This is a genomic window from Marinomonas gallaica (assembly GCF_001639745.1).
Lineage (GTDB): Bacteria > Pseudomonadota > Gammaproteobacteria > Pseudomonadales > Marinomonadaceae > Marinomonas > Marinomonas gallaica.
On the sequence record NZ_LTAX01000009.1, the window covers coordinates 98,447 to 115,931 of the forward strand.

A 17,485-nucleotide genomic window follows, 5' to 3' on the forward strand; every position below is an offset into this window, starting at 1 on the left:
TTTAAAAGCGAGAAGAAAGATGCTTGATACACAGCAGTATGACGTAATCGTAGATGCAAAAGAAGATCGTTGTCCAATGCCTTTACTAAAACTTAAAATGGCCTTGGCGAAAATGTTGGTCAATCAAACAGTATGTGTTTTTGCAAGTGATAAAGGCTCTCTCAAAGATATTCCGCATTTTCTTTCTCTCGTAGGGCTGCCCTTAGTCGAACAAGGTGAGAGTGGTGGTACCTATTACTTTGTAACCTGTAAGCAAGAGTCGCAACTATGATTCGGATCCTTGATAACCTTATGACCCGCTATCTCAGTAATGAGGAAGTGGTGATTTTTATTCTTTTGCTGATCTCAACATTGCTGGTTGTGGCATTTTGGGGTGGGATCTTAGCGCCTGTTTTTATTGCTGTTGTGTTCGCCTTTCTTTTACAGGGGCTTATTGGTCGCTGTAAGCGCATGGGGTTGGGCCATAATATTTCTGTGACGCTAGTTTTTTTAGGTTTTCTTGCGGTGTGCGGCACATTCATTGGTGTTATGGTGCCTATTATTTGGCGACAGGCGGTTCGTTTTATTAACGACCTACCTCGCATGTTTGGAGACTTGCAAGACTTTGTGCAGAGCTTAGCTCAGGAGCACTCGAGCTATGTCAGTCAAGCTTCAGTGGATGAGGCAGTGAGTCTTGTCGCGGCTGAAGCGGCTACACTTGGTCAATGGTTGTTGTCATATTCTTTGACTAGCATTCCGTCGTTGTTTTCACTGATGTTGTACTTAGTGTTGGTACCACTGGTTATGTTTTTTGTGTTGAAAGATCAATCCAAAATAGTGGCTTATATGACGTCATGGTTACCAAAAGAACGGCAAATGATGCAGAGTATTTGTCATGAAATGAATGACCAGATTGCCAACTACATTCGTGGCAAAGTGATTGAAATGCTCGTGGTAGGTGTGGTGACCTTTGTTGTGTTTTGGTTCTTTGATTTACGCTACTCAGCGTTGTTGGCTTTGCTGGTTGGCTTATCGGTACTGATTCCCTACATTGGCGCTGCTGCTGTCACTGTGCCAGTAGTTTTGGTGGCCTTTTATCAATTCGGTGCATCTAATGAATTCTGGTATGTGTTTGCTGCTTACTTTGTTGTTCAAGCTTTAGATGGCAACGTTTTAGTGCCTTTGCTGTTTTCAGAGGCGGTTAACTTGCATCCATTGGCGATTATTATCGCTGTGTTATTTTTTGGTGGTATCTGGGGGTTTTGGGGCGTGTTCTTTGCTATTCCGCTGGCCACACTTGTCAAAGCGATTATTAATGCTTGGCCAAGAGTTCATGGTGACAAATTGATTGCACCATCAGGGCAATCTTAGAGGTTTGTTAAGTATAAAAAAACCGAGCCTGTGAATAGCTGGCTCGGTTTTTTTGCTTTGTGGAAGGCTAAATAATTTGAGCTGCGTGCTCTTTTGTTTTTACTTTTTCGATGATGTTTTCAAGGTTACCGTTTTCATCAATGATGAACGTTGTGCGGACGGTTCCCATAAACTCTTTGCCCATGAATTTTTTTAGTTTCCATGTATCGTATAACGCATGAACAGATTTATCTTCATCAGAGATAAGCGTAAAGGGTAGCTCATTTTTAGCGATAAAGTTTTGATGGCGTTTTTCAGTGTCTGGACTAATGCCTAATACGACGTAGCCGGCATCGGTTAATTCTTTATGATTGTCACGTAGATTACAGGCTTGTGCTGTACAGCCTGGTGTGGAGTCTTTTGGATAGAAATAAAGCACTACTTTTTTGCCGCGGTAGTCACTCAGTTTAACTGGGTTGCCGTCTTGATCTTTTGACGTAAAGTCTGGTGCTGGTTGACCTAGTGTTAAGCTCATTTTCTGCTCCATAAGTGCGTGTTGGTTGTCATTGAATACGTATAGAAATGACAAATTGGATGTCAAGTGTACTCGATATCCTTGTTAGGCTAAATATTGCCTTTAAGTTGTGTTGTATAGGGGATACGTGAGCGGTAGACTATGCACGCTTAATTCAATGTGGAGATGTATGAATGATTACTGGAAGCTTAGTTGCGCTTATCACACCAATGACACTGGATGGTAATATCGATAAGCAAAAGCTAGATGAGCTCGTAGAGTACCATATCGCCGCGGGTACACACGGCATTGTTGCGGTTGGTACAACCGGTGAATCTGCCACATTAACCTACGATGAACACGCTAATGTTATCCGCCAAGTGGTTGAAAAGGTTAACGGTCGTGTGCCTGTTATTGCTGGTACGGGGGCCAACTCAACTCATGAAGCGATTGATCTTACCCAACGAGCAAAAGAAGCGGGTGCTGATGCATGTTTGCTAGTTGTGCCTTATTATAACCGACCAACGCAAGAAGGCATGTTCCAGCATTTTAAAGCCATTGCAGAAGCGGTTGATATTCCTCAGATTTTGTACAATGTGCCGGGCCGGACCGTTGCTGATATGTCCAATGAGACTGCTTTACGCCTTGCTAATATCTCGAATATTGTAGGCATAAAGGATGCAACAGGCGATCTAGAGCGTGGTAAGCAGTTAATTGAAAGTGCGCCAGAAGGCTTTGCTGTTTACTCTGGTGACGACCCAACCGCAGTTGGGTTAATGTTGTTAGGTGGTAAAGGTAATATTTCGGTCACTGCAAACGTTGCGCCTACGCAAGTTGCTAAGGCCGCTGAACTGGCCATTGCCGGTGATGCTGAGCAGGCTCATAAAGTTGATAGTGGGATCAGTGCCTTGCACAGCGCTTTGTTTGTTGAACCTAACCCGATTCCGGTTAAATGGGCCGCAGCACAGCTTGGTTTCTGCGAGTTGAGTATTCGACTACCATTGACAGAGCTGTCTTCTCAATACCATGATGCTGTTAATGAAGCGCTTATCGCTTCGGGTATTAAGGATAATTAATAATGAGCAAACAGATCAAAAAGCTGACAATGGCGGGAAGCTTAGCTTCCGTTGTGCTGTTGTCTGGTTGTTCTAGTATTGTTACTGATCACGGTTTGGATTACCAAGATGCGCGCAGCAGTGAGGTAGAGTTGCAATTACCTCCGGGTCGTCATGACGTGACTGATAAGCTGATTATTCCAAATGAAGATCGTATTGCAAATTTAGAAGCGACGGGTGAATTCGAAGCGCCAAGAGCACCTAAGCCCTATTTGCCAATGGCTTATGTGCCGATGGTCTTAGGTCAGTATGATGTTACGTTTGAAATCCCAACGAACCTTGCGCAATCTAAACAGTTACTCAGTAATTACTTCACCTCCTTTAGTGGCGAAGCCGTTGTGTTTGATCAAGTGAGTGATACTGAGTTAGTTAGTGCGCCTATTCAATTTAAACAGCCAGGTACCTGGGCCAAGTTGTGGAACAGTATTACGCGTCTTGAGCCTAATAAATATCGTTTAACGATTGATTTTGTACCAGGTCAAAATACAACTACGGCCAAAATTAGCTTGATTGAAATTTCCAATGAAGGTGAGTCCTTGGTGGATCTTACTTTAGATGAAGTTAGTGCAGGTCAAATGGTTGATGCTTGGTCGCATATCTCGAAAGACTTAACTAGAGAAACGGCATTACTATCTAAGCAAGGCCAAAAGCCTGTTCTGAAGTCGCGAATCTGGACGAATCAAGATGGTAAGTTGGCGCTTTATTTAGGTAAAGAAGCGGACTTAGCTTCCCTCAATAATTATATTCGCAACACATCAGGGGTTCACATTACTCGTGAAACACCGCCTGAATTATCGCTTGTTCCTCAAGATAAACTTGCGCAAGTAGGTGATATTGTAGATTTCAAGGTGCCACTAGGGCCAATTGCTAAGAGTGAAGAAGTCGTTCTATTTAAAGTGCGTCGCCGTAATTTGGATGATGTAAATTGGACTGAGCGAAGCTACCCTTACGATTTAAAGCGCCAACAGGAAGGCTACTTTTTAACGATAGATGCAGCGGCGACGGAAAACCCAACGCTAACGTCTTATCGAATCCTTTCGCTGTTAGCGAAGTAACTAATCCCCTCACAGTATTTATTGGAGATTCTCCACATGGAAAAACGACAAGAGCTATATGCAGGTAAAGCAAAATCGGTATTTCGCACCGATGATCCTGATAAAATGGTTCTAGTATTCCGTAACGATACATCTGCGTTCGACGGTAAAAAAGTAGAGCAGCTTGATCGTAAAGGCATGGTAAATAATAAATTTAATGCCTTTATTATGAGTAAACTAGAAGAAGCGGGTATCCCAACGCATTTTGAAGCGCTATTGAGCGACACAGAGTGCTTAGTGAAATGCCTAGATATGATGCCTATCGAGTGCGTTGTGCGAAATGTTGCCGCTGGCAGCTTGTGCCGACGTTTAGGTGTTGCAGAGGGACAAGAGCTAACGCCACCGACATTTGAATTGTTCTTAAAGAACGATGAGCTTGGTGACCCAATGATCAATGAATCTCATGTTGAATCGTTTGGTTGGGCGAAACCTGAACACCTAACAAAGGCAAAAGAGCTGACATACAAAGTAAATGACGTGCTTAAAGCACTTTTTGCTGAAGGCGGTATGATCCTAGTTGATTACAAGCTTGAGTTCGGTTTGTTTAACGGTGAAGTTGTGTTGGGTGATGAGTTCTCGCCAGACGGTTGTCGTTTGTGGGATGCTGAAACGAAAGAAAAGCTAGACAAAGATCGCTTTCGTCAAGGTCTTGGCGGCGTGATTGAAGCCTATGAAGATGTTGGGCGTCGTATTGGCATCGACTTTGATGCGTAATACTCGCTGATTACAAGAAGGGGCTTTATGCCCCTTCTTTGTTATGGACTATCATTAAATGAATTTATTGCCTATCAAAATTGGTTTGCGCTATGCGCGAGCAAAGCGTGCCAATCATTTTATCTCTTTTATCAGTTTTTCTTCCATTGCTGGAATTGCCTTGGGTGTTGCCGTGTTGATAACGGTACTGTCGGTCATGAATGGTTTTGATCGAGAGTTAAGGCAAAGAATTCTAGGGATGGTGCCTCATGCTACGGTGTGGGGAAATCCTACCTTAGTTGATTGGCAAACAATGGCAGATGAAGTCTCAATGATGCCAGGTGTTAAAGCGGTCGCGCCGCACATTCAAGCTCAAGTGATGTTTCAGTCTAATCGTGGTGTACACGGTGCTTTGTTGAATGGCATTGATCCTGCACAAGAGGCGAATGTTTCCATATTGCCTAATCATATGACGGCAGGCAACTTAAGCGACCTTAAGTCAGGTGAATTCGGTATTGTGCTTGGCGAGCAGCTTGCACGTATATTGGGTGTTCGTCTAGGTGACAAAGTGACCGCTTTAATGCCAAAGGCTAATGTATCGATTGCGGGTATTACGCCTACGTTGAAACGCTTTACGTTAGTTGGCACATTTAAAGTAGGCGCTGAACTTGATTCAAGTTTGGCCTATATTAATATCCAAGATGCAGCGCGTTTAAAGCGCTACGACTCTGAAGCTGTTGAAGCTTTGCGTATTTCATTTGACGATTTATTCGAGGCCCCTAGTAAAATTTGGGACATCGCTGCATTGATTCCAGGGCAGAACAAAGTTAGTGACTGGACTCGTACGCATGGTAATTTGTTTCAAGCGATTAAAATGGAAAAGACTATGATCGGCTTGTTGCTTCTTCTCATCGTAGCGGTCGCCGCTTTCAATATTGTTTCTACTTTGGTAATGGTGGTGACAGATAAACGTACAGATATTGCCATTCTTAGAACCATGGGGTTGACCTCAGGTCAGGTTATGTGGGTATTTGTGGTTCAGGGTATATTTATTGGCTTTTTGGGCACCTTAATCGGATTGGCATTAGGTGTCACAGCCGCTTTGAATGTTAGTGATGTCATTGCATGGTTAGAAAGGGCTTTGGGTACACAGTTCTTAAGTGGCGATGTGTATTTTATTAATTATTTGCCTTCGCAGCTTGAGTGGACGGATGTTCAGTACATCGTCACCTCGGCCTTTAGTATGACAGTTCTAGCGACGCTTTACCCAGCATGGCGAGCATCAAAAGTGGATCCTGCGGAGGCGTTGCGTTATGAGTAATGTAGTATTAAGTAGTCAGTCTTTAGGTAAGCAGTACCGTGATGGGAAGCGTGATGTCCAAGTGTTCGAAGACATTAACTTTGAGCTTAAAAAAGGTGAAGCGGTTGCTATTGTTGGCAGTTCAGGTTCTGGTAAAACGACATTGTTGAACCTTTTAGCTGGGTTAGACAAGGCCACAACTGGTGCTGTGGAAATTGAAGGGCAGGCGTGGGATGCGCTAAAGGATGCAAAACGTTCAAAGCTTAGAAATGAAAAACTGGGATTTGTCTATCAGTTTCATCACCTGTTACCTGAGTTTAGTGCGGTTGAAAACGTTATGATGCCGTTGCTGATCGCTGGGGAGAAGAGTGCAAAGGCGAAATCTATTGCCGCCCAGCTATTGTCCGATGTTGGTTTGTCTGAGCGTCTTGATCATCGACCGGCCCAGCTCTCTGGTGGTGAACGTCAGCGTGTGGCCATCGCTCGTGCGCTTGCTCATGATCCTACCTGTGTGCTGATGGATGAGCCGACAGGTAACTTAGATGAAACAACCTCTAAAGAAATTCAGGAGTTGATTGTTCGCTTGAAGCAAGAGAAGAACATGGCTTTTTTGATCGTTACTCATGATGAGAAAATGCTTTCTTGGATGGATCGTGCCTATCGGTTGAGTAGTAAAACGCTACAATTGATTTGATGGCTTAGTTAGAAGAAAGGCATTGAGAGATCAATGCCTTTCTTCTTTGGGTTTACGGCGTCGATTTTTCCAGCGTTTAATAACATGTAGGCGCCATAGTAGTAAGATTGAGACATAGGCAACGCCACCTGCAACAAACCCCGCCACAGCAGACCCTACATATAAGGGTATCCAAATGTGCTCAATTTGGCTCCATATCCACTCGACTGACATTTGAAATTCAGAGTCGATGCCATTACCAACTATCCATGTACCAATTAAATAGTTCACATAGAATACAACAGGCATTGTGATAGGGTTTGTAACCCAAACCAAGGCTATCGATAGTGGGATGTTGGCACGCAATGGGATGGCAAATAGCGCCGATACAACCATTTGAAATGGCATAGGGATAGCAGCCCAAAATATTCCATTCCAGAATGCTTTGGCGACAGAGCGGCGTGATAGATGCCAAAGATCGGCTTCATAAATTTGTGCCCCTAAAATCCCTAATGCTTTACTTTGTTTTAGCTTTTCAGGATGCGGGACAAGTTTCTTAAGGTAACGCTTTGGCATAATGACTACTTAGGCTAGACATGGACAAGGAGGTCCTATGCTGCTTTTAAATATTTGCGTGCTGGTGGGCGCAGTGCTCACGCCTCCATCGCTCCGGTGGATGTATTCTACTCATATCGTCATCTTATGTCTCTATCAAATCCATCGTAAAGACTGGTGGGGGTTGATATTTGTCTCTATTTCCATAGTTTGCCTGATTAGCAGTAATCCATGGAAAGATTGGGGAGTTCCGGAAAAAGCGGATCAATATTATTGGGATGTCACGAAACAGTGTTTATCAGCACCTTCATCTTCTACAAAATATTGGGTATACGTCAAATCTAAGTCGGGCGCGTACATGTCTCGCAGCTGCGAGGTGAGTGATGCTGCCCAAGTATTGCTCCCTGTAAAGCCTTACTTTGCCGAATTATTTGGAAGTTACCCTGCACATAGAGCGTTCATAAAGGGTGCCGATCTGATGATTTACCTCGATCACGATATAAATCAGCCGGATGCATCAAGTGCGCTGGATCAATATCCGAGTTGGCGTTTTGCCTACTCGATTATCCGAGGCGACAGAAGTACATGGGATGAGCGGGACCGCTGGCTGATCAACTATCTCGGTTTAACGCACCTTTTTGTCGTGTCTGGTTTACACATAGGTTTCGTGTGTATGTTGGTGGTATGGGGATGCCGAGTTATTTGGTGTCGTCTTAGCGCTGCTCGAATAATGTTTTATCAACGGGCTCGTTTAGAGTTTGTGGCGGTTGTCCCTTTGTGTGTATGTTACGCATTGTGGAGTGGTGCTGGAGAGCCAGCTATTCGCGCTTGTTTAATGGCGGTAATATTTTTTGCATTACGAGCAAAGGCACAACACGTTTCTTTATTTCCAGTGCTGCTGTTTAGTGCTTGGCTAATGCTATTGTTTTGGCCTGGGCGCGCTTTGGACCCTTCATTTTGGCTTTCTTTCTCTTTTGTGGCGCTTATCTCTCTTTTGATAAAGCGCTTAGAGCGATGCGGCCGATTATTATTAATGCAGTGTTTTCTATCCCTCTTTGCTCTGCTGTTGACATTGGGTTGGCAGCAAAGTCTGAGTGGACTAACGGTTTTAGCGAACATTGTTATGGTGCCGTTTGTCGCTGTGATTTGGTTTCCTGTCTCGTTGTTATCTTATGCTTTGAATGAATGGCTATCATGGACGTGGTTATATGGGGCGTTAGATAGTGGTCTAGTTTGGTTTTTTGACGCGACGGAGCCCTATCTTTATGGCGATATATTTGTATTACCAAGAGACGATACTTCAACTTGGGTAAAGTTAAGTCTCCTTACTGTCGCCGCTTTCGCCGTATACTGGTTCCCACTGCGGCGGGGTATTCTTGTGCTCGGTTTATTAAGTATTACAGCTATATCAATCCCGCAGAAAGTCCAGTGGCGTTATTTATGGCAAAAGGATCACTATGGTGTCAGTCAGTATCGTAATCAGGGTCATGGCGTGGTGTCATATGATAGTCAAGTTTTGGTTAGATTAGGTGGGGTTGGCATGGCGATTAATTTACCAAAAGCTCATATCGCGCATCAGGCGCTTAAAGAAAATTGGCAGTTAGCGATTACCAATAAAGGATCGGTTGTGTCGGATGTGCTGCATAAAATGAACGTTTCAACCATTGATATGAAAGAAGACGAGACATTACGTTTCTATTTAGATCATGGTGCATGGAGAGTAGAATCCTCTACTTGCTATCATTTATTAAATGTTGTGAAAACAGTTGCTTGCGAGCATGCAGAATTGCTAGAGAGTGTGTTAAATTATTCGCAAATTGATACAGGAGGTCTCGGTGTTAGAGCTTTTTAAATCCGGCGGCGCATTTATGTGGCCGTTATTGTTATGTTCTATTCTTACGCTTGCCATTGTTCTAGAGCGATTTTGGACGCTGCGTAATAACCGAGTTGCCCCACGCTCGCTATTATCGGATGTTTTAGCTCGCTTACGTGAAGATCGAATGACGCTAGACTACATTCGCTCTATGCAGGCTAAATCTGGCTTAAGCTTTATTTTTGCTTCTGGATTGCTTAACTCGAAGCATGGTCGTCGAGCTATGAAAGAGAGCATTCAGGAAGCGGCTAATCATGTAATTCATGAACTTGAGCGCTTTATGAGTACATTAGGCACGATCGCGGTGATTTCTCCCCTGATTGGCTTATTGGGTACCGTAGTAGGTATGATCAAAGTCTTTAATGTATTAATGGAGCAGGGTGCAGGTAATACTCAGCTTTTGGCTGGTGGAATTTCCGAGGCGCTTTTAACTACCGCGGCGGGTTTGGCGGTCGCGATACCTGCATTGGTCTTCCATCGCTACTTTGCACGTCGCATCGATGAATTGGTTGTCAACATGGAGCAGCAGTCGACTAAGCTTATTGATGTTCTTAACGCTGATGGCAAAGAGTAGCAGGGGAACACTTTGAAATTTCGCCGACAAAAGATTGAAGATGTCCACATCAATTTAACGCCTCTAATTGACGTTGTATTTCTGTTACTTATCTTTTTTATGGTCAGTACGACCTTTAAACAAACGACTGATTTAACCATTGATTTACCAACCGCGTCGAATGGCGCACCTTCTGTTATTTCACAAAATCCAGTAGAAGTTACCATTACGCGAGATGGTCAATTTGTCATCAATGGCCAGACGTTGATTAATGAGCGAACGGATACCTTAGTGCAAGGGTTGAAAGAGTCGTTCCAAGATAATTTTGAGCGTCCTTTGATTATTACCGCAGATGCCAATGCTTCTTATGAGATGGTCATGCGAGTGTATGATGCCGCGGCTCAGCTTGGCATTACAAAGCTTGCTCATACTGCGCAAAAAGAGACGGGGTTGTGAGTCTAGAGCAGTCCCTATCGCGCTCTTGGTATGGTTCATATGGCTGGACATGGGCGTTAGCGCCTTTGCTGTTGCTGACGGTGCCCGTGGTTAAGTGCAAGCGTCAAAATTATCTTTCTCATCGATTATCAAGCAGTTACCAGTCCGCTTTGCCTGTTATTATTGTCGGCAATATTACGGTCGGGGGAACGGGGAAGTCGCCTATGGTGATTGCCTTGGCTGACTGGCTCAAGCGACAAGGATACTCACCAGGTATCGTAACGCGAGGGCATAAACGATCGTCAGATGAGGTAATGCTTGTCAGTCACTCTTCAAGAGCTGCAGACGTTGGTGATGAACCGCTAATGTTGTTTCGTCGAGCGGGTTGCCCTGTGGCGGTTTCTGCTAAGCGAGTTCAAGCCATTCAAGCGTTAGAGCAGCTTGAGTATGTGGATGTTATCATCAGTGATGATGGCTTACAGCATTATGCTATGGATCGAGATATCGAAATAGTGATGGTGGATGCCAAAAGAGGGTTGGGTAATAATATGTTACTTCCCGTTGGTCCCCTAAGAGAGCCGGCCTCTCGTTTGAATCACGCCGATTATATTTTTACGATTGGCGATCAACCAAAGCTGGATATTCTGCCGCACTATTATTATGGCAAACTGGCTTTAAATAGACTCGTACATGTCAAAGATAAAGATCGCACAAGAGCCTTGACTGACTTAGAAAGTCGCTCTTGGACGGTTGTTGCAGGGATTGGTAACCCCGCACGTTTTTTGGATAGCTTAGTGAGTTACGGCTTACCACATAATTCGCCAAGTCACTTTTTTTCAGATCATCATCATTTTCTCCATAGCGATTTGGCGGCTTTTAAAACTATCATCATGACTGAGAAAGATGCGGTAAAAGTTGAAGGCTTTGCCAGCTCAGAGGATGATTGGTGGTATGTCGCTGCAGAGCTTGAATTACCGCTCGAATTGACGCGTCAATTAGATGAGCAAATCAAACAAGTCATTAAACAGAAGAAATAGCATTATGAACAAAGCACTTTTAGAGATTTTAGTTTGTCCAGTAACTAAGGCACCATTAACACTGAATGAAGAAGGCACTGAGCTGATTAGTAAAGTGGGCGGTATGGCTTATCCAGTTCGTGATGGGATTCCAGTGTTGCTTGAAAGTGAAGCGCGTACTTTGAGCGCAGATGAGCGTTTAGACGAAAAATAATTGCAATGATGAAAGTACTTACGGTTTGTTTAGGCAATATTTGCCGCTCGCCTGCTGCACAGGGCATTTTGGAGTATCTAGCTAAGGAAAGAGGGCTTGATCTTCATGTTGAGTCTGCTGGCACAGCGGCTTTTCACATCGGTAAGCTGCCGGATGCTCGTTCAATTAAAACACTGAAATCTGTTGGTGTAGATATAACCCAGCAACGCGCACGACAAGTTTGTGTCGAGGATTTTCATGAGTTTGATTGGATTGTTGCGATGGATAGTGAAAACTTAGCCAATCTAAAACATATTCGCCCCTTAAGCAGTAAGGCGAGTGTGGTTATGTTTGGTTGCTATCGTGATGGCGTTGATTTCGGTGAAGTGGCTGATCCTTATTATGGTGGTGATGCGGGTTTTGAGGCGATGAAAGTCCAGCTATTTTCTATTGCGGATGATTTTTTGGCACATGCTTATGAATGAGCACAAGCTCCCGGTTTGGCCAGAATGGATCTCTCACAAGACTTCTCTGCAATCTTTCAATACCTTCGGCTTCGACTATCAAGCTGAGTTCTTGGCGGTTGTAGAAAGCATAGAACAGCTTATTGCATCGGTAAAGTGGGCTAAGTGCCATGATTTGCCCGTTACGGTAATAGGGGGAGGCAGTAATTTACTCATTAAAGGTGATGTCGCTGGTCTAGTGATCGTTAATCAACTTAGTGGTATCGCCGTTCATTATTCCGACGATGATTGCTCTGAGGTAACTTTTTCAGCGGGTGAAAATTGGCATAATTGTGTTGCTTGGTCGGTTGATCAAGGTCTTGGTGGTATTGAGAATTTGGCGCTTATTCCGGGTACTGCAGGCGCTGCACCTGTTCAGAACATCGGTGCTTATGGTGTTGAAGTGAAAGATACTCTCCAGCGTGTTACTGCTCTAGATTTAGAGACATTAGAGTTGGTTGAAATTGAAGCGAATCAATGCGGTTTTGCATATCGTGAATCTAAATTTAAGCATGAGTGGAAGTCTAAGTACATCATTACGTCTATGACGGTTAGACTGAGTGCGACGCCAACGTTAGTGCTTGAGTATGGTGGCTTATTGCAAGCTATGCCTTCGTCTCCGACCATTAGGGATGTGTTTGAGACAGTTTGCCATGTGCGTAGAGAGAAGCTCCCTGATCCTGCTGAGGTAGCGAATTCAGGTAGTTTTTTCAAAAATCCCGTGGTCAGTGATGTTGTTTATCAGTCTATTCGAACTCAGTATCCTGAGGTCGTTGCGTTTGTGCAAGGTAAACAATGGAAGCTTGCTGCAGGGTGGCTTAATGATCGGGCAGGATGGAAGGGATACCAAGAAAATGGTGTGGGTGTGTACCCAAAGCAAGCGTTAGTGTTGGTTAATTACACTTGTCAAAAAGCAGATGCCTTGTTGGCTTTAGAAGCAAAGATCAAAGCATCAGTGTACAAGACGTTTGGCGTTGAGTTGGAACGTGAGCCTGTTCTCTTAGGAGGATCGGTGTGACCATCAAAATTGGTGTGATGGATTCTGGAGCGGGCGGACTAACCATTCTTCAGTCCATCCATGCCGCCATTCCTCAAGCGAATCTTATTTATTTTGCAGACCAAGCGAATGCGCCTTACGGTCAGCAAACACCGCTCTTCATTACGCGGCGACTCATAGAGATAGCAGATTATTTTATTGCTCAAGGGTGTCAAATGATGGTGATCGCTTGTAACACGGCCACAGTGGCCGGCATTACAGAGCTTAGGCAGTCTATTTCTATTCCAGTTGTAGGTGTGGAGCCTGCTGTAAAGCCAGCATGCAGTTCCAGTGTATGCAAGCGCATCACAGTGCTTGCCACGCAAGGGACGAGTATCAGTAAGCGGTTAAATGATTTAATTGATACTTGGCGCTTTGATACAGATGTTGAGGTATTGGCTAGCGCCAGCTTGGCCACCTTAATAGATAGTATGCCTACTAGTTTGAGTGAATTAAAAGAAGAGGTTGCTCGTATTGCGGAGCAGGTCCTTAGTAATAAGTCTGATACCTTAGTTTTGGCTTGTACTCACTACCCATTAGTGAAAAATCTGTTTGATGAAGTGTTGCCATTAGTGTCGATTGTGGAGCCGAGTCGAGGTGTGACGGCTCAAGTGCAAAGGCTCATTGCCATTCATGATGTGCCCATTGGTGCAGAGTGTAGGAGTGAAGTAAGTGTTTTGACCAATGGCTCAGCACAACTTAAAGCGTCTTTGTCTTATTGGGTTGATCCTTTAATGGCCCAAGTTACTTATATTCATATCTGACGTTGGCAATGTGCCATTGCTTTTTAAAGGCCAAGCTTGTTAGTTAATGATCGTGATAAACAAAAAAACGCCAGCTAATTATCATTAGCTGGCGTTTTTTTAGGTTGCTAAAAAGTGCTTACTCAGAAGCGCTTTCTGTTTCACCTTGACTAGCGTTTGTCGATTCTTCACGAGCTAATCGAGGGTCATTTTTCACTCGACCACTACGACGTTGACGACGCTGTTGTGCAGCTTGGTCACGCTTATCTTGAAGCTCTTGCTTAGCTTTTTCTTGTTGTTCAAGAAGTGCTTTAGGTAATTGAACGTCAGTCTTCTTCTCTTCGGTCGCAGGTTTGGCCGCTTTACGACCTCGAATTGCGCGAGGTTGGCGCATTTTTCGGCCAGTATCTGTCGGGTTAGAAGAGTCGGTCTTGACTGTTTCATCAGCTAGTGTTGAATCATTAGCATCAGGGTGATTTTCTTCTGATTTAATAGGCTCAATTGATTCAGTTGGTTCTTCAGTTGCGGCAGGCGTCACTGGAGCGGATTCAGGGACGACTGTTTTAGCTTCTGATTTGCTATCTTGCTCTGTTTTTTCAGCTATTACTGATGCTTGTTCTGATGTTGTGTCTTCTTTCGACACAGTTTCAGCAGACACATTGTCGGCTTCAGAAATGTCGGCTTCAGAAACTTCATTAGCTGTATCGGCTTGGGCAACCTCTGCAGTCTGTTCAGACGCTGTTTTGGCGCTTTCGACCCTATTCATGTCAGCTTTTACTGTCATTTTAGGTTTAGGCGCTTCTTCCTGTTTCTCTGCGTCTTTCTCAATAGGTGTTGTTACAGTGCTCTCAGACTCGGCTGTTTCAGGCTCAATTTTAGATTCAGCTGTAACTGATTCAGACTCAACTGTAACTGATTCAGGCTCAACTTTAGGTTGCGTATCTTTAGGCTGCGCATCTTCTGTTGCGGCTGTCGCTTGTGATGCATCTTGTTGAGAGGCTTCCAGTGTATTCTGCTTTGGCTGTTCAGTCGCTGTAGAGGACTCAATAGCGTTAGTAGGTGACTCGGAGTTCTCAGTTTTTGCCGCAGCGGCGATAGCTTGGGTATCAGTTGCTTGTTCGCTGTTGCTCTGATTGTCATCCTGCTTGTTGTTGCGGCGCGAGCGACGAGAGCGACGAGGTTTGCGTTCAGCTTTAGCGTCAGAACCTTCGGCATTATCAGCAGCAGCTTGATCGGCAACCGCTTGGGCTTCTTTGGCATCCGATTCTACTTGAGCTTGCTGTTCTTGAGCCAACTCAATTTCATCTTTAAGCTTACCGTTACGGCGCTTATTGTCATTCGGCTCGCGTTTACGTTCCTGGATCTCAGGCTCTGGGCGACGAGGTTTTAACTTGCTAGGAGCGTCTTTTTGCTCTTGCTTGTTATTAGGCTTGTCCTGTTTGCTTTGAGCTTGATCGCGTTTAGGGCGGTTAGGCGTTTCTTTGCTTGAATCCTTATTGGACTCTTTATTTGTATTGTTGCTATTTGATTCTTTATTGATAGGTTGCTGTGACTTTGCTTCAGCTTGAGCGCGACGCGATTGTCGTGTCGACTTAGGCTTCTGTTGATCATCAGTTTGCTGATCGGTTGTTTCCTTTTCGTGCTTACGAGCAGGACGACGATTGCGTTGACGATCACGCGGTGGTTTGCGTTCTTCAGATGAAGGTTTAGCGGTTGCGGTAGGTTTAACAGCTTCTTTCTTAGGCTCTTCTTTTGCTACGCTTTCTTCGGTGCTGCCAAATAGGGCGTTTAAGATGCGTTTGAACAACCCCGGTTTTTTTGTTTCTGCTTTCACTGTTGGAGTGGCTTCAACAGGTGTTGGCGCTGGCGCTGGCGAAGCTGGCGCGATGCTGGTTACCGCAGCCTGAGGTCGAGCCTGCTCATTGGCTTGACGTGGTTCGTATGGCGGTTGTTCCGGCGTATCAACTAGGTCATAGCTACTATCATCCTGCTCCATAACGGCGTTGTCGTCACGAATACGCTCAACGTGGAAATGAGGTGTTTCCATATGAGGGTTGGGAACAAGAATAATATGTACTTGGTTACGTTTTTCGATCTTAGCAATATTGGTACGTTTCTCATTTAAAAGGAACGTTGCGACAGATACAGGAAGGATGGCGCGAATTTGAGCGGTGCGCTCTTTGGCACATTCTTCTTCGATTAAGCGAAGTACGGACAATGCTAGAGACTCTACGTCACGAATAAAGCCTTGGCCATTACAGCGGGGACAAACGATACCACTGGTTTCACCAAGTGACGGGCGTAAGCGCTGGCGTGACATTTCCAATAGGCCAAAGCGTGAAATACGGCCAATTTGTACGCGTGCACGATCGGCTTCTAGAGCCGCTTTCATGCGGTTTTCTACTTCTTTTTGGTTGCGAACCGGTGTCATGTCAATGAAATCGATAACGACAAGTCCACCAATGTCTCGAAGGCGCAATTGACGAGCAATTTCGTCTGCCGCTTCAAGGTTGGTTTGAAGGGCTGTTTCTTCAATGTCGCCGCCTTTTGTTGCGCGGGCGGAGTTGATGTCGATTGAAACCAGTGCTTCGGTTGGGTCAATAACAATCGAGCCACCAGAAGGAAGGCGTACTTCACGTTGGAATGCCGTCTCGATCTGAGTTTCAATTTGGAAGCGATTAAACAGAGGCGTTGGCTCGTTGTATAGCTTTATACGACTCTTGAAGTGCGGCATAACCTGCATAACAAAATTCATCGCGTCTTGGTAGACGTTCTTTTCGTCGATCAAAACTTCGCCAATGTCATCACGTAGGTAATCACGAATAGCGCGTATGACGATGTTACTTTCTTGATAAATCAAGAAAGGCGCAGGTCGATCTGCAGCCGCTTTAGTGATCGAGTCCCAAAGCGTTTGTAGATAGTCTAAATCCCATTGAAGTTCTTCCGTGGAGCGGCCAACACCTGCAGTGCGAACAATTAATCCGCCATTGTCAGGTACATTAAGACCAGACATCGCTTCTTTAAGCTGTGTACGGTCATCACCGTCAATACGACGAGAAATACCACCCGCACGAGGGTTATTTGGCATAAGTACCAAATAACGACCGGCCAAGCTGACAAAAGTCGTCAGTGCGGCACCTTTGTTGCCACGCTCCTCTTTATCAACTTGAACAATCACTTCTTGGCCTTCAGTCAAAACATCTTTGATGTTAATGCGGCCATCTGAGTTCGATTTTTTAGAAAAGTAGGTTTTAGAAATTTCTTTTAGAGGAAGGAAGCCGTGTCGCTCGGCACCGTAATCAACAAAAGCAGCTTCAAGGCTAGGCTCTATTCGAGTAATTTTGCCCTTATAAATGTTTGCTTTTTTCTGCTCGCGAGATCCTGATTCAATATCTAGATCGTACAGGCGTTGCCCATCTACTAACGCAACGCGCAACTCTTCTTGTTGAGTTGCGTTTATTAACATTCTAATCATTAACTGTGACTCTTTTTAATGATCAGAGAATTCTAAGTTCATGAAATGTAACGATTTTATGAATTCGTTTTAACGGCTCAGTCACAATTTATAGGCGCGCCACAATGCCTTCATGTAAGGATGGCGTCGCTCTTTTCTGTGTTGCTGTAATGCGTGTTTCAACTATCGGTCAACATGAAAGGTGCTGATCTAAAAAACGGATTCAATGGTAAACTGTTACACCTATGAACCGATTCACTGATTCATGAGGTTTATTATATAAAAATTAACTTTTTGCCCAGAGGTAAGAAATGACCAAAGTGTCGCTTTGGTTATGGCTTCTCATTCGTTACAATTGATTCTTCGAGGCTTTCTGTTGCCTCTTACCCTCTGCGGATTTGAATAT

The 17,485-nt window shown here is 44.4% G+C and carries 18 protein-coding genes; 15 read left to right on the forward strand and 3 right to left on the reverse strand.

The window, feature by feature from the left end; all coding sequences use genetic code 11:
* Positions 1 to 19: 19 nt before the first annotated feature.
* Together AYW76_RS10400 and AYW76_RS10405 are read left to right on the forward strand one after the other, a co-directional pair.
* Positions 20 to 271, forward strand: coding sequence for a sulfurtransferase TusA family protein (locus AYW76_RS10400; RefSeq protein WP_067219485.1), 252 nt, complete (start codon positions 20 to 22; stop codon positions 269 to 271).
* Positions 268 to 1,350 (forward strand): AI-2E family transporter, encoded by a 1,083-nt coding sequence (locus AYW76_RS10405; RefSeq protein WP_067219489.1) that lies wholly within the window; start codon positions 268 to 270, stop codon positions 1,348 to 1,350. Before AYW76_RS10400 ends, AYW76_RS10405 begins: the two co-directional genes overlap by 4 nt.
* A gap of 67 nt (positions 1,351 to 1,417) precedes the next feature.
* Here the strand turns inward: AYW76_RS10405 and bcp are convergent, their stop codons facing one another.
* A complete protein-coding gene (gene bcp, locus AYW76_RS10410; protein ID WP_067219492.1) occupies positions 1,418 to 1,864 on the reverse strand; it encodes a thioredoxin-dependent thiol peroxidase in 447 nt (148 codons plus the stop codon).
* Positions 1,865 to 2,037: 173 nt separating this feature from the next.
* On the opposite strand from bcp, the gene dapA reads away from it, so the two are divergent.
* From dapA to AYW76_RS10435, 5 genes are read left to right on the forward strand one after another with little or no spacing between them, the layout of a single operon-like run.
* Positions 2,038 to 2,919 (forward strand): 4-hydroxy-tetrahydrodipicolinate synthase, encoded by an 882-nt coding sequence (gene dapA, locus AYW76_RS10415; RefSeq protein WP_067219495.1) that lies wholly within the window; start codon positions 2,038 to 2,040, stop codon positions 2,917 to 2,919.
* A 2-nt stretch (positions 2,920 to 2,921) separates the two neighbouring features.
* Positions 2,922 to 4,013: a hypothetical protein gene (locus AYW76_RS10420; RefSeq protein WP_067219499.1), complete on the forward strand. Its 1,092-nt coding sequence runs from the start codon at positions 2,922 to 2,924 to the stop codon at positions 4,011 to 4,013.
* A gap of 36 nt (positions 4,014 to 4,049) precedes the next feature.
* Positions 4,050 to 4,766: a phosphoribosylaminoimidazolesuccinocarboxamide synthase gene (purC, locus tag AYW76_RS10425; RefSeq protein WP_067219502.1), complete on the forward strand. Its 717-nt coding sequence runs from the start codon at positions 4,050 to 4,052 to the stop codon at positions 4,764 to 4,766.
* 58 nt (positions 4,767 to 4,824) lie between these two features.
* The gene (locus AYW76_RS10430) at positions 4,825 to 6,066 is read left to right on the forward strand and encodes a lipoprotein-releasing ABC transporter permease subunit (protein WP_067219505.1); all 1,242 of its coding nucleotides are present in this window, start codon (positions 4,825 to 4,827) and stop codon (positions 6,064 to 6,066) included.
* Positions 6,059 to 6,739 carry an ABC transporter ATP-binding protein gene (locus AYW76_RS10435; RefSeq protein ID WP_067219508.1) on the forward strand — a complete coding sequence of 227 codons (681 nt, stop codon included), beginning with the start codon at positions 6,059 to 6,061 and terminating at the stop codon, positions 6,737 to 6,739. Before AYW76_RS10430 ends, AYW76_RS10435 begins: the two co-directional genes overlap by 8 nt.
* Positions 6,740 to 6,769: 30 nt before the next feature.
* Here AYW76_RS10435 and AYW76_RS10440 read toward each other — a convergent pair whose 3' ends face one another.
* Positions 6,770 to 7,294 carry a DUF2062 domain-containing protein gene (locus AYW76_RS10440; RefSeq protein ID WP_067037773.1) on the reverse strand — a complete coding sequence of 175 codons (525 nt, stop codon included), beginning with the start codon at positions 7,292 to 7,294 and terminating at the stop codon, positions 6,770 to 6,772.
* A gap of 37 nt (positions 7,295 to 7,331) precedes the next feature.
* Here AYW76_RS10440 and AYW76_RS10445 point away from each other — a divergent pair, with 37 nt between their 5' ends.
* From AYW76_RS10445 to murI, 8 genes are read left to right on the forward strand one after another with little or no spacing between them, the layout of a single operon-like run.
* Positions 7,332 to 9,125: a ComEC/Rec2 family competence protein gene (locus AYW76_RS10445; protein ID WP_067219512.1), complete on the forward strand. Its 1,794-nt coding sequence runs from the start codon at positions 7,332 to 7,334 to the stop codon at positions 9,123 to 9,125.
* Positions 9,109 to 9,720: a MotA/TolQ/ExbB proton channel family protein gene (locus AYW76_RS10450; protein ID WP_067219516.1), complete on the forward strand. Its 612-nt coding sequence runs from the start codon at positions 9,109 to 9,111 to the stop codon at positions 9,718 to 9,720. Before AYW76_RS10445 ends, AYW76_RS10450 begins: the two co-directional genes overlap by 17 nt.
* A gap of 12 nt (positions 9,721 to 9,732) precedes the next feature.
* Positions 9,733 to 10,155, forward strand: a complete 423-nt coding sequence (locus AYW76_RS10455; RefSeq protein WP_067037779.1) for an ExbD/TolR family protein — start codon at positions 9,733 to 9,735, stop codon at positions 10,153 to 10,155.
* Positions 10,152 to 11,171, forward strand: coding sequence for a tetraacyldisaccharide 4'-kinase (lpxK, locus tag AYW76_RS10460; protein WP_067219519.1), 1,020 nt, complete (start codon positions 10,152 to 10,154; stop codon positions 11,169 to 11,171). Before AYW76_RS10455 ends, lpxK begins: the two co-directional genes overlap by 4 nt.
* A gap of 4 nt (positions 11,172 to 11,175) precedes the next feature.
* Positions 11,176 to 11,364: a Trm112 family protein gene (locus AYW76_RS10465; protein WP_067037783.1), complete on the forward strand. Its 189-nt coding sequence runs from the start codon at positions 11,176 to 11,178 to the stop codon at positions 11,362 to 11,364.
* Between the two features lie 5 nt (positions 11,365 to 11,369).
* Positions 11,370 to 11,828 (forward strand): low molecular weight protein-tyrosine-phosphatase, encoded by a 459-nt coding sequence (locus tag AYW76_RS10470; protein ID WP_231872592.1) that lies wholly within the window; start codon positions 11,370 to 11,372, stop codon positions 11,826 to 11,828.
* A complete protein-coding gene (murB, locus tag AYW76_RS10475; RefSeq protein WP_067219522.1) occupies positions 11,821 to 12,864 on the forward strand; it encodes a UDP-N-acetylmuramate dehydrogenase in 1,044 nt (347 codons plus the stop codon). Before AYW76_RS10470 ends, murB begins: the two co-directional genes overlap by 8 nt.
* Positions 12,861 to 13,646 (forward strand): glutamate racemase, encoded by a 786-nt coding sequence (gene murI, locus AYW76_RS10480; protein ID WP_082866191.1) that lies wholly within the window; start codon positions 12,861 to 12,863, stop codon positions 13,644 to 13,646. Before murB ends, murI begins: the two co-directional genes overlap by 4 nt.
* Before the next feature lie 118 nt (positions 13,647 to 13,764).
* On the opposite strand, the gene rne is transcribed toward murI, so the two are convergent.
* Positions 13,765 to 17,100: a ribonuclease E gene (gene rne, locus AYW76_RS10485; RefSeq protein WP_067219525.1), complete on the reverse strand. Its 3,336-nt coding sequence runs from the start codon at positions 17,098 to 17,100 to the stop codon at positions 13,765 to 13,767.
* Positions 17,101 to 17,485: the final 385 nt, after the last annotated feature.